Here is an 11,507-nt window from a genome sequence, read left to right on the forward strand (position 1 = left end):
CCTGGGTGGGATGAATTTGACGGAGACCGCGTCTTCGTCAAAGAAGGGGGGAAGATCCCCTCTTAAGAAAGGAAAATAGATGTTGAATGAAGATATCAAAACGGTTGATCCCATTGCTTGGGAATTAATGCAATCAGAAACTCAAAGGCAAGAAGAGCATTTAGAAATGATTGCGTCTGAAAATTTTACCAGCAAAGCGGTTATGCAAGCCATGGGATCTACCTTGACCAATAAGTATGCTGAAGGTTATCCAGGGAAACGTTATTACAGTGGTTGTGAAGTGGTCGATCAAGCTGAGACTTTAGCGATAGATAGAGTTAAGCAATTGTTTGGTAGCCAATATGCCAATGTACAACCGCATTCTGGGGCACAAGCCAATATGGCAGTATACTTTTCTGTCCTCAATCCGGGAGATAGTATTTTAGCCATGAATTTGGCGCATGGGGGACACTTGACCCATGGCAGTCCTGTTAATTTTTCTGGAAAAATTTATAAGATCATTCCTTATGGCGTAAATAAAGATACGCAAAGAATTGACTATGATGAAGTAGAAGCTTTGGCATTAGAGCACAAACCTAAAATGATCGTCTGTGGTGCCAGTGCTTATGCTAGAACCATAGATTTTGAACGTTTTGGCCAAATTGCAAAAAAAATAGATGCTTATTTATTGTGTGATATGGCGCATATTTCTGGTTTGGTTGCAACGGGAGAGCATCCAAACCCAGTACCACATTGCCACTTTGTAAGCTCAACCACACAAAAAAGTTTACGGGGTCCAAGAGGGGGATTGGTTTTAACCCAGGATGAGGCGCTAGCAAAAAAAGTGAATAGTGCGGTTTTTCCGGGAATGCAAGGTGGACCCATGATGCATACAATATTGGCAAAAGCCGTAGCATTTGGCCAAGCACTTAAGCCAGAATTTAAAGTTTATAGCCAACAAGTGGTTAAAAATGCCAAAGCTTTGGCAGAAGCTTTACTAGCCAAAGGCTATGATTTGGTCAGTGGTGGCACGGATAATCATTTAATACTGCTTAATCTAACCAAGCAAAATTTAACCGGTAAACAAGCTGAAGCAGCACTTGAATCCATTGGTATTGCGGTGAATAAAAACATGGTGCCATTTGATACGCAATCACCATTTGTTACCAGTGGAATTCGCATAGGTACACCTGCTTTAACCAGCCGTGGAATGCAAGAAGAAGAAATGCACTTGATTGCAGATATGATAGATAAAACATTAAAAAATATTGATGATGCCGCTGTTCATGCTCAATTGAAAAGCGATATTAAACAGCTTTGTCGGCAGTTTCCTTTGTATGATTGATGCTTGAAGAACTAAAACATAGTCATGAACGTTGGATGAAACGGTGTTTGGTACTGGCCCAAAAGGCCATGAACCAGACGCAACCTAATCCCATGGTGGGTTGTGTTATTGTTAACCAAGAAAAATTAATTCATCAAGGCTATCATGAGCTTTATGGGCAGGCACATGCTGAAGCCAATGCCTTAAAAAATTTTTCTTCTGAAAAGCATCCGCAAGCCATTTTGTATGTTAATTTAGAGCCATGCGCACATCAAGGAAAAACAGGACCTTGTGCACAACTGATTGTTGAGAAAAAGATTAAAACGGTGGTGTATGGTTGTCAGGACCCAAATCCAAAAGTGGCTGGACAAGGCTTAGCTTTCTTAAAACAACATGGTGTGAAGGTTATGGGTCCAATTTTAGAAGAAAAATGTTTGTTGTTCAATAGAGCCTTTTTTTATGCCATTGGACACCATAAACCCTATGTAACGGCAAAGTTTGCTTTATCCAATAATGGTTATATGGGCAGTTTAAACAAACAAGAAAAAATTTCCGGCTTGGCTTGTCAAAGAAGAACCATGAAATTACGCGCTTTGAGTAAAGCCATTATGGTTGGCGTCAATACGGTAAATATAGATGATCCAAAACTAACAATTAGAGGTTTGAACCAAGCGTTGGCTATAAAAATTATTGTTTTTGATCCAGGCCTTAATATTAAAAAAGATCGCCAAATTTTAGAGCAGCCAGACAATATCGTGCTGATTTATGATCAAAACCAGCATAATCTGGAAAAAAAAGCTTGGTTGCAGAAAAAAGGGGTGCAATTGTATGCTACTAATCGTGATGCAAAGGGGGGGTTGAATTTGCAGCGTTTTTGGCAAGAATTGTATGCGCAGGGTGTTCATAGAGTTTTGGTGGAAGGTGGCGCTCGTTTGATAGAGTATTTAGAGGCTCAAGATGATATCAATGAGTACTGCATTTATCAGAGTAAAAACAAGGTCTTAGAAGGGGAAGGTTTGATAAAAGGCCCAAAAATTAAGGCTTTACAGCAAAGGCCATGTTTTGTTATAAACAGCGCAACAGATCACATTCAGTGGTATAAAGGACATATACGGATGTCCTAAAAAATGAGTTGTTTGGTGCCTGCCGTGTGAAGGGTCCAAGAGGTTCTTTGAAGATATGTTTACCGGTATTGTACAAAAAACAGTTTTTGTTCAGTCACTCCAACAAGATAAGTTGGTTTTAGATAACCCTTGGCCGCAAGAAAAATTATGGTTAGGGCAAAGCATTGCAGTCAATGGCTGCTGTTTGACCGTGGTGGATTTTTCAAAGGATCATATTTCATTTCAAGTTTCTCAAGAAAGTTTAGACAAAACCAACCTTAAGACATATGCAGAACAAAAGATTGCTGTTAATTTAGAAATGGCCATGTCGGCTAACTCAACCCTAGATGGTCATATGGTCAGTGGTCACGTTGATGGACAGTGTCAGATTCAAGATATAAAAACAGTTGAACAAGAGTATAAACAAGTCAGTTTTACAGTGCCAAAAGAATTATTAGACGATAATATGTTGGTCAGTAAAGGTTCTGTTACACTTAATGGTGTCAGCTTAACGGTTAATCATGTTGACAACAATGATTTTGATGTGATGCTGATTCCAAAAACCCTAGAAATGACCAACTTCAATAATTTAAACAAAGGCACTTCAATTAACATAGAGTTTGATATGGTAGGTAAGTACATTGTAAAAAGCATTAAACCTTACTTAGAGCAATTGAAAGGAAAAATGTGACGAGGCTTTATGCCGAAGTCTCTCAAAAGGTACGGCCTTACTTTTGAGACTTTTTTATTTGGATGATCTCAAAAGTAAGGCCGTACCTTTTGAGAGGAGAAAACAATGAAATTTAAAGAAATACAAGAAGCATTAGAACGTTTGAAAATAGGTAAAATGATCATTTTGGTTGATGATGAGGACAGAGAAAACGAAGGAGACTTGGTGGTTGCTGCTGAGAAGGTTACGGCCGAAAGCATTAATTTTATGAGCATGTATGGTCGTGGCTTGATTTGTTTGGCCATGACGGAAGAAAAATGTGACACATTAAATTTACCCATGATGGTGCAAGACAATACTTCACGATTTACTACAGCCTTTACAGTATCTATTGAAGCCAAAGAAGGCGTTACCACAGGGATATCCGCACATGATCGAGCCCATACCATTTTAACGGCTGTTCATCCCAATGCCAAAGCAGAAGATTTAGCCAGACCTGGGCATATTTTCCCCTTACGTGCCAGAAAAGGTGGGGTTTTGGTGCGTACAGGTCAAACGGAAGGCTCAGTTGATTTAGCGCGCATGGCTGGATTGGAACCAGCGGCTGTGATTTGTGAAGTGATGAAAGAAGATGGAACCATGGCGCGCAGACCAGACTTGGAAAAGTTTTCTGCTAAACACGATATTCCTATTGTGAGCGTAGCGGATATCACGGCTTATCGTTTGAAGTATGAATCTTTGGTGCAAGAAGTAGCAAGGGCGCCTTTGCCCAATAGTTTTTCTGATGACTTTGAGCTTAGATTGTTTGAAAGCAAAGTGGATCAGTATCAACATGTTGCTTTGGTTAAAGGAAAAATAGACCCTAATAAACCCACTTTGGTTAGAGTTCATTCAGAATGTTTTACTGGAGATGTTTTAGGTTCACTGCGTTGTGATTGCCAAGGTCAATTGCATAAAGCTTTAGAGATAATTGGGCAAGCGGAACAAGGTGTTTTATTGTACCTTCGTCAAGAAGGGCGCGGTATTGGCTTGGTCAATAAAATTAAAGCTTACGCCTTACAAGATCAAGGTCATGACACAATTGCAGCCAACGAGAAGCTTGGTTTTAAATCAGACTTAAGAGAGTATGGTGTTGGAGCTCAGATTCTAAGTACTTTAGGGGTAGAGAAAATGAAACTCTTAACCAACAATCCAAGAAAAATTGTTGGCTTGGAAGGTTATGGTTTGGAAGTGGTTGATAGAGTTCCCTTGGAAACACCCTCCAATAAAGTGAATGAGAGTTATTTAAAGACCAAACAAGAAAAAATGGGACATTTGTTGAGCATCAAGTAACGCTGTAATTGGCAATGAAAACTGAAGATAAACATATAAGCAACTTGCACCAAGAGTTTGGTCCATATGCTGTTGCACTTATTAAAGCATCATGGCATCAAGACTTACTTAAGCAGGTAAGTGAACAGGTCAAAAAAACTACAAAAGCCATCGATCCAACATCAACGCTTGATGAGTTTGAGGTTGCTGGCACGCTTGAAATTCCACAGATGTTGGCTTTTATTGCCAAATACAAAAAATATGATGCGGTTGTGGTTACAGGCTGTGTTATTAGGGGAGAAACATCACACTATGAGCATATTTGTGACACCGTTTTTCCTGCTATTGATCAAATCGCCAGAGAATATACTTTGCCAGTAGGCAACGCTATCTTGAGTGTTGAAAACATGGCTCAAGCCCAAGCCAGAGTAAATGGTGAACATGGACGTAAAGGTGAAGAAGCCTGTCATGCCGCCTTATTGTTGGCTCAAACATACAGAGAGATAAAGGCATCACAATGATTCGGAGAAGACGCTCAAGAGAGCAAGCCTTACAAATATTATATTTCATGGACTATGCAGATGTAGAAGCCCATGAAGCCCGTAATCTTTTTCAAGGCCATTTTGAAGTGAAAAACGCTGATGCCAGTTACATGCAAACCTTGATTTTTGGTGTTGAAGACCATCAAGTAGCCATTGATGAAATTTTAGAAAAAGCTTTAGAGCATTGGAAATTGTACCGTTTGGGAAAAATTGATAAAAGCATTTTGAGAATAGGGGTCTATGAAATGGTGTTTGCTGTTGAAAAAATTGCATCACCAGTTGCCATCAATGAGGCCGTGGAATTAGGGAAAAAGTATGGTGATGAAAAAACCTCCAGTTTTGTTAATGGAGTATTGGATAGAGTTGCCAAGGAGTATCAACGATGATTTTTGAAAAATACCGTCAACGACAAAACCACAAAAAAATAGTAAAACATTATGCACAAGTTTTTGAAGAACTGCAGTGTGATATTTTATATGTTCCAGTTTATGCCAGTGAAAGCAGTCAACATCCTTTGGCCATGATCTTAGATAACAACATCAATTATTTTTTAGGGCAAGCATTAAGAAGTAAACGATTTACCGGTCACTTAACAGAATACCTATGGTACATTCCCAAAAAATTTAAAGGTATAGGCAGTATTTGTTTTTTTGGGGTGGGACCAAAAGAGAGATTAAACTTAACCATTTTTCAGTCTATTTTAAATCAGGCCACCCAGCTGGATGGTTTTAGAACGCATGCTGAAACATCAGCACAAGCAACGTATACCAAAAAACAATATGTCATTATGCCCAATATAGACGGGCAAAGAAATCGCTTGCTTAAAATTACCTGAGCTAAAAGGTACCGGGTACCTTTTATACAAGGGTGTAAAGATTAAATAAAATAGCTGACAAAGATAAAATACCTATGCTCGTCAAAGTTAGAACCATGCCTGTTACTCTATAGTTAAAATTGGGTGGGCTTTTTAGTTCCATTTTACTTAATGCAAAAAAGTGGATGATGCGGCCTACAGTGAAACAGCTGGCAATCACAATTAAAAAACTGTTTGCAAAATGATGTGTATTTTCCAAAAGAAATAAAAGAATTAAAAAAAATGGTGTGTAGGCACAAAAATTTGCATGTGCACTGACAAGATTTGCTAAGGGGTCTTTTTTATCACCATAGCCAATACTGATTTTATATTTACGGCGTGCTTTAATGGTAGCTCTAGAGATAAACAAAAGAATAAAACCTAAAATACCTGCAAACAATAAACTGATCATTTAATTACTATACGTGTAAGTAGTGTAATGGCAATAAAAGCTTTAATGTAAATAAAATCATTTCATTGTAATAAGATACAAAAAAGCGCACATTATTATATTGCGTGCGCTTTAAATTAAGTGATTGTAAATTAATCTTCTTGGTTAAGTTGTAAGTAATATTGGGCAACTTCAAAAAACCTTTGTTCATTTAAGCTGGTCATGATGTTATCTACAGCTTTTTCCATCCCAGATGGAGACAAAACAAAAGGAGCACTTTCTAGTACTTTTTTTGCTTCTAAAACTTTTTCATTGTTTCTAAATTTTTCAATTTTATTTTGGGTTTCTTCATAAAAATCATCTTCCATCACCACTTTTAAAGCTTCTTCACTGGGTAGTTGAAAGTCAGACTTAGGGTCCAAATCATTTAATGTTGTGGAAACAAAAGTGGTTCTTCTGTCTTCAATGGCCACATCTGAGTCACTGGCATAGGTATATTTTGGACTAAGACTAGTAAAGTAAGCATCTAATTCTGCAATAGCATTTTCAACATCTGCAATGCGGTCTTTGGATACATACATTGTTTTAGACATAATTCTGACTGATTCAACAGTAGCTTGTGCAACATTTTTTGGGGGAGCAATACCTAAAAAGACAACGTTCACCTTTTTATTTTTAGCTTCTGGAATGTTGCTTAATAACATATTGGCAATGGTTTCACTAAAGTGACCTAAATTTAAATCACGTGCACCCCCTTCAATAAAAATCCAATCTGGGTTGATGCTTCCGTCATTGACTTTGCCTAAAAACGTTTGATCAACGTACTTTGATGTCCAATCTGGATTGGTGTAATAAAGACCTCTACTGCCCATGCCCAAGGCTTTGTAAGCATAGTCTTGCATGTGCAGCTCTATTTGAAAATAAGGTTGAGAAACATCAATCAATTCATGATCAAAACCCGCTTCTGTAAGTGCTGCAGACAATTTTCCAGGCAAACGATTTTCTACTGGTTCTAAATAAGGCGTGGCAGAGGTCCAAGAACCAATGTACAAAATTTGTGGTTTATAACTGTTGGTTTGTTCGGGTGCGCCTTCATTTTGGCTGTAAGCAGTATTAAAACTTAAAATTGAAAATAACAACACATACACAGTTTTTTTTAACATGAAAATTCCCCTTTAGGCTTGTATTTTTAATGCATCGCATAATTATTAGATTATCAAGGTTTTGTCAAATGAATTAGATATTGTCATCAAGGTCATCTACGATTATGATAGGCCAAGTGAGTGCTCAAGAAGACAATTTAGATCAACTGATTAAGCAGCATGAACAATCTGGCTTACCTGATTTGGTAGTTGAGCCTTCTGCGTGGCAAGAGAAAATGGAGCAGTTGTTTCAAACTTGGGTAGAACCGATCATTCAATGGTTGCGATCATGGTTTAATGGACTGAATAAAATCAACAACCAGTATCAACTCCCTTGGAAGGCAATTATTCTTGGCAGTTTGCTGATTTTATTGATGATAGGTTTGTTCATGCTGGTTAGATATTTTTTTAAAAAAAAACAGAGCTTTTTGCAACTTATTCATGATGACCCAATGCCTATGCAAAGGCAAAGCTTATATGCAGCATATGTTCAAGCAGAACAAAAGGGTGAGTATGCTTTGGCGGCCCGCTTGTATTGGAAGTGTTTTTTACAAGAAAAAAACATAAGTTTATCCAAAACGCCTTTAGAGTATTTTGGCTATAAAGATATGGTTAAGGAAATTTATACATTAATGTTTTTATCTCCAGCGCAAAAAAAAGATTTTGAGCAATTTAAAGAGAGTTTGAACCGGAGCAATGATGAAAAATAAAAACTTTGCCATTGCACTTTTGGTTATTTTGACAGTCCTTTATTTTGTTGCGCAGATCAAACAATCCCACAAAAAGTCGCAAGATGGGATTAATACCAATAGCAAAAGTCCTTTAGGCTTGAGCATTGCTAAAACTTATTTATCCGATCAAGTGCAACTGAATAAAAAAGCTTTTCATGATTATTTAGATTTAAAAGCTTACGATATGATTGCTGTTCATTCGCCAAAATTTCCTTTATCACTGTATGAAATTGAAACCCTTAAAACTTATGCCTATGAAGGTGGAAATCTTTTATTCACCGCTTTGACTGAAGATGATTATAAACGCTTAAATTTACAAAGTTTGGTTGCAACTAAAGAAACAAAAAAATCAGGGGACAAGTATGTTAAAGCTGCAAAAGATAAAACATTTAAAAACGGTGAAACAACAGAAATGCCGTGGCCAGGTATGCAGACGATTAAACATTACTCTGCTATCCATTGGGTAGAGGTTATTGAGAAAAAAGATTTAAAGGATAATAAAGAGAAAAATAAAAGCTATTTAGATCCAGAAGAAGTACACCTTGTGCATAACCCGGAGTACTTATTGCAATGGCCCTTAGGTAGAGGAAGTGTGACTGTTTTGTTGGGCGTGCCTCCTTATGCCAACAGCATGTTACAGTTTAGTGAAAATCAGGATTTTCTAAAATTACTCAAACGTCAATACCCAAACATCATGTGGGATGTTTATCATCACTATGTAAAGCAAGCAGGGTTAAGTGACTTATTCAAAGATATCCAGGTGGTGGTTCCCATTTTAGGTTTTGTTTTGTTTGTGTTGCTTTACTTTTTTATGTCACCTCAAAAAACAATAGAAAACACAGAACAAGAAAATGAACAAATTCCCAGTTATCATGAATTTTATGAAGGCTTATTTTCTTCATTGTTTAAATACGATAAAGGAAGAGAAGATGCCTATGCATTTTTTCATAAAAAAATAGAGCAGCTTTATGGGCTAAAGCAGGATAAGCTGGTACAAACAGGACAGATGGACAACGAAGAGTTTATTTTAAAATGGAACAAAAGTGTTAATGCTTTGTCTAAGCATTTAAAAATAAGTAAGGACTAAAAAGAGGAGAGGTTTGCTGTCAACTCTCCAGGGTAGAGGACTCTGGATAATTGACGGTAAGACTATAAAGTCTAAATCTTACTCAAGGTTCGCTCTTAAAATGAAAGGATAACAATGAAATATCAAGAGCAATGTCAAAGCATTATCAGTCAAATTAAAGAATACTATTGTGACCATCAAAATATTACGCCATTGTTGATGGCATCATTTTTGGTCAAAGGCCATGTATTGATTGAAGGACCTCCAGGTACTGGAAAAACATCTTTAGCAAAAATGATGAGTGTTATGTTAAGCAAATCTTTTTCCAGAATTCAATGTACATCAGATTTACTACCGCAAGACATAACTGGATATTCTATTTTGCGGGGAGATCAGTTGGAGTTTGTTTCCGGGCCAGTTTTTTCAGATTTTTTATTGGTGGATGAACTGAATAGAGCATCACCAAGAGCTCAGTCTGCATTGTTAGAAGCTATGGAAGAACGACAAGTCAGTATAGATGGAAAAACCCATGATTTAGGGCGCAATTTTTTTGTTATAGCAACTCAAAACCCGCAGGATCATGAAGGAACATTTCCTTTGCCTGAAGTTCAACTGGATAGATTTTTATTATGTATCAATACAGAGCATGCCAACAAAGAAACAGAGCAAAAGTTATTGCAATTGTATTTAGATCAAAAAATACCCATTGATTTTTCTATAATTCAAAAAGAAAACTTAGATTTAGATCAAGTCTTTGCTGAGATTCTAAAAATAAAAATTGATCAAAGCTTGGTAAACTATATTACTGACTTGCTAGAAAAAACTAGAAAGCATGAGCTTATAGCATACGGAGCTAGCTTGCGTGCAGGGTTGGCTTTGGTGAAATGTGCACAAGCTTTGGCTTATCTTAACGGAAGAGCCATGGTAGTGCCGGATGACATTAAGTTGCTAGCTAAGCCAGTTTTGAGCCATCGGTTAGCGTTATCTTCACAAGCAATTTTTCAAAATATGTCCAAGGATGCCTGTATCAATGCCATACTCATGGAATTACCGTTCCCAAGTTAAACCTAAAGTTTACATGAGCCAAAAATTTTGGCTCATGTTTGGCTTGTTGCAGTTTGTTTTGCTGTTTGGTGTCTACAGTAATCTTATCTTTTATTTTGGCCTTGGAATGATGGGCTTTTATTTTTTTTATGTTTGGCTGGCTTGGGTGCGATTTAGAAAAAACACAATTGAAATAGTAAATTTAAACTATCATGAACAGCTAGAACTCAATACAAAGATTGCTTTTGAACTTGAGTTAAAAAAATATCAACTGCAAGCTGTAAGAGTAGAATTCAGCTTTGAGCAACATCCAGCCTTGCAATGGAAAAAACAAAAATATTATTTTGATTCTAATCAGATAAAACAAAGTATTGAAGGTTGGGCAAAAAAACTGGGACATTTTCAAAGCCCTGTTCTTACTATTTTTATTCAAGATAATTTAAATCTATTTTTTAGAGAAATTGCTTTTAACAGTAAAGATGATTTTGAAGTACTTCCGAACAGTCAAAGTGAAAATATGCATGAAATACTACAAATATTAAAAGCAGATCCTTATGCCATGGTTTGGAAAAATCAACATGCTATGACCAGAAAAAGTGATTTAGTTGTTGGGGCCAGAGAATATAGGCCTGGAGATCCTTTAAAGTTAGTGGATGCCAGAAAAACAGGTCGTTTACGAAAACCTATGGTTAAGGTTTTTGAGCAAGATGAAACCCAGCATCTTGAAATTATTTTAGATGTTGGCCGTTCCATGTTGGGTGAAATTGAAAATAGTCAAAAGGTGGATTTTTATGCCTTATTGGCCTATCAATTGGTTCGTTATACCTGTGGTTTAGGAGACACGTTTTCTTTTGCCAGCTTGAATCATCAGTTGCATCAATATGTTTATAATAGCAGAAAGGCAGAAGATTTTATCAATGTGTATCGCAATCAAAAAATAGATGTTAGCCCACATGATGCTCAACTGGAACAAGCGGTACAACATATTAAAAAGTTGAATAAGCCGAGCGTTGTTTTTCTTTTGTTAGATATGTTAAAGCCCTCTATGCATGCAGCTATTATTAAACTTTTACCACAATTAGATCCCAAGCATAAAATTATTGTTTTGCATGTGATTGAAGAAAAGTACAATGTTCAAAGTTTGGTCGCAAAACAAGCAACAAACAGTCAAAAAATTAAAGATGATGATAGAAGACAGTTATTGTATGCATTAAATTTACAAGAAAGAAAACAAGATTTGATGGCAAAATTGAGTAGAAGTAATGTGAGTTTAATTGATTTGCCTACCCAACATGCCGTAGGCCTTGTACGAGAAGTTTATAAGCAACTCCGCCTATAATCTCAAAAGGTA

The 11,507-nt window shown here is 36.8% G+C and carries 13 protein-coding genes; 11 read left to right on the plus strand and 2 right to left on the minus strand.

Annotated elements, in window-relative coordinates; all coding sequences use genetic code 11:
* Positions 1-79: 79 nt before the first annotated feature.
* The 7 genes from glyA (at position 80) to PKC21_03155 (ending at position 5,764) form a co-directional block, all read left to right on the plus strand.
* Positions 80-1,324 (plus strand): serine hydroxymethyltransferase, encoded by a 1,245-nt coding sequence (glyA, locus tag PKC21_03125; GenBank protein ID HMR24326.1) that lies wholly within the window; start codon positions 80-82, stop codon positions 1,322-1,324.
* Positions 1,324-2,427, plus strand: a complete 1,104-nt coding sequence (gene ribD, locus PKC21_03130) for a bifunctional diaminohydroxyphosphoribosylaminopyrimidine deaminase/5-amino-6-(5-phosphoribosylamino)uracil reductase RibD (GenBank protein HMR24327.1) — start codon at positions 1,324-1,326, stop codon at positions 2,425-2,427. The genes glyA and ribD overlap by 1 nt, the downstream gene beginning before the upstream one ends.
* Before the next feature lie 55 nt (positions 2,428-2,482).
* Entirely contained in the window at positions 2,483-3,097 is a 615-nt protein-coding gene (locus PKC21_03135) for a riboflavin synthase (GenBank protein HMR24328.1), read from the plus strand.
* Positions 3,098-3,202: 105 nt separating this feature from the next.
* Positions 3,203-4,408 carry a bifunctional 3,4-dihydroxy-2-butanone-4-phosphate synthase/GTP cyclohydrolase II gene (locus PKC21_03140; protein HMR24329.1) on the plus strand — a complete coding sequence of 402 codons (1,206 nt, stop codon included), beginning with the start codon at positions 3,203-3,205 and terminating at the stop codon, positions 4,406-4,408.
* 14 nt (positions 4,409-4,422) lie between these two features.
* Positions 4,423-4,908 carry a 6,7-dimethyl-8-ribityllumazine synthase gene (gene ribH / locus PKC21_03145; protein HMR24330.1) on the plus strand — a complete coding sequence of 162 codons (486 nt, stop codon included), beginning with the start codon at positions 4,423-4,425 and terminating at the stop codon, positions 4,906-4,908.
* Positions 4,905-5,315: a transcription antitermination factor NusB gene (nusB, locus tag PKC21_03150; GenBank protein ID HMR24331.1), complete on the plus strand. Its 411-nt coding sequence runs from the start codon at positions 4,905-4,907 to the stop codon at positions 5,313-5,315. Before ribH ends, nusB begins: the two co-directional genes overlap by 4 nt.
* Positions 5,312-5,764, plus strand: a complete 453-nt coding sequence (locus tag PKC21_03155; GenBank protein HMR24332.1) for a hypothetical protein — start codon at positions 5,312-5,314, stop codon at positions 5,762-5,764. Before nusB ends, PKC21_03155 begins: the two co-directional genes overlap by 4 nt.
* 22 nt (positions 5,765-5,786) lie before the next feature.
* Here the strand turns inward: PKC21_03155 and PKC21_03160 are convergent, their stop codons facing one another.
* Both PKC21_03160 and PKC21_03165 read right to left on the minus strand, forming a co-directional pair.
* The gene (locus PKC21_03160; protein ID HMR24333.1) at positions 5,787-6,194 is read right to left on the minus strand and encodes an MAPEG family protein; all 408 of its coding nucleotides are present in this window, start codon (positions 6,192-6,194) and stop codon (positions 5,787-5,789) included.
* Between the two features lie 131 nt (positions 6,195-6,325).
* A complete protein-coding gene (locus PKC21_03165) occupies positions 6,326-7,336 on the minus strand; it encodes a hypothetical protein (protein HMR24334.1) in 1,011 nt (336 codons plus the stop codon).
* A 104-nt stretch (positions 7,337-7,440) separates the two neighbouring features.
* Between PKC21_03165 and PKC21_03170 the strand changes: the two genes are divergently transcribed.
* From PKC21_03170 to PKC21_03185, 4 genes are all read left to right on the plus strand, one after another.
* Positions 7,441-8,025 (plus strand): hypothetical protein, encoded by a 585-nt coding sequence (locus PKC21_03170; GenBank protein ID HMR24335.1) that lies wholly within the window; start codon positions 7,441-7,443, stop codon positions 8,023-8,025.
* Positions 8,012-9,133, plus strand: coding sequence for a hypothetical protein (locus tag PKC21_03175; protein ID HMR24336.1), 1,122 nt, complete (start codon positions 8,012-8,014; stop codon positions 9,131-9,133). The genes PKC21_03170 and PKC21_03175 overlap by 14 nt, the downstream gene beginning before the upstream one ends.
* Before the next feature lie 114 nt (positions 9,134-9,247).
* Entirely contained in the window at positions 9,248-10,177 is a 930-nt protein-coding gene (locus PKC21_03180; GenBank protein HMR24337.1) for a MoxR family ATPase, read from the plus strand.
* Positions 10,178-10,190: 13 nt separating this feature from the next.
* The gene (locus PKC21_03185) at positions 10,191-11,495 is read left to right on the plus strand and encodes a DUF58 domain-containing protein (protein ID HMR24338.1); all 1,305 of its coding nucleotides are present in this window, start codon (positions 10,191-10,193) and stop codon (positions 11,493-11,495) included.
* Positions 11,496-11,507: the final 12 nt, after the last annotated feature.

It is taken from the genome of Oligoflexia bacterium, assembly GCA_035326705.1.
In the GTDB taxonomy this organism is placed as follows: domain Bacteria; phylum Bdellovibrionota_G; class JALEGL01; order JALEGL01; family JALEGL01; genus JALEGL01.

Bases quoted from the DNA above. Each gene is read 5' to 3' on its own strand.
- glyA (HMR24326.1), top strand. From the start codon at position 80: ATGTTGAATGAAGATATCAAAACGGTTGATCCCATTGCTTGGGAATTA.
- ribD (HMR24327.1), top strand. From the start codon at position 1,324: ATGCTTGAAGAACTAAAACATAGTCATGAACGTTGGATGAAACGGTGT.
- PKC21_03135 (HMR24328.1), top strand. From the start codon at position 2,483: ATGTTTACCGGTATTGTACAAAAAACAGTTTTTGTTCAGTCACTCCAA.
- PKC21_03140 (HMR24329.1), top strand. From the start codon at position 3,203: ATGAAATTTAAAGAAATACAAGAAGCATTAGAACGTTTGAAAATAGGT.
- ribH (HMR24330.1), top strand. From the start codon at position 4,423: ATGAAAACTGAAGATAAACATATAAGCAACTTGCACCAAGAGTTTGGT.
- nusB (HMR24331.1), top strand. From the start codon at position 4,905: ATGATTCGGAGAAGACGCTCAAGAGAGCAAGCCTTACAAATATTATAT.
- PKC21_03155 (HMR24332.1), top strand. From the start codon at position 5,312: ATGATTTTTGAAAAATACCGTCAACGACAAAACCACAAAAAAATAGTA.
- PKC21_03160 (HMR24333.1), bottom strand. From the start codon at position 6,194: ATGATCAGTTTATTGTTTGCAGGTATTTTAGGTTTTATTCTTTTGTTT.
- PKC21_03165 (HMR24334.1), bottom strand. From the start codon at position 7,336: ATGTTAAAAAAAACTGTGTATGTGTTGTTATTTTCAATTTTAAGTTTT.
- PKC21_03170 (HMR24335.1), top strand. From the start codon at position 7,441: ATGATAGGCCAAGTGAGTGCTCAAGAAGACAATTTAGATCAACTGATT.
- PKC21_03175 (HMR24336.1), top strand. From the start codon at position 8,012: ATGATGAAAAATAAAAACTTTGCCATTGCACTTTTGGTTATTTTGACA.
- PKC21_03180 (HMR24337.1), top strand. From the start codon at position 9,248: ATGAAATATCAAGAGCAATGTCAAAGCATTATCAGTCAAATTAAAGAA.
- PKC21_03185 (HMR24338.1), top strand. From the start codon at position 10,191: ATGAGCCAAAAATTTTGGCTCATGTTTGGCTTGTTGCAGTTTGTTTTG.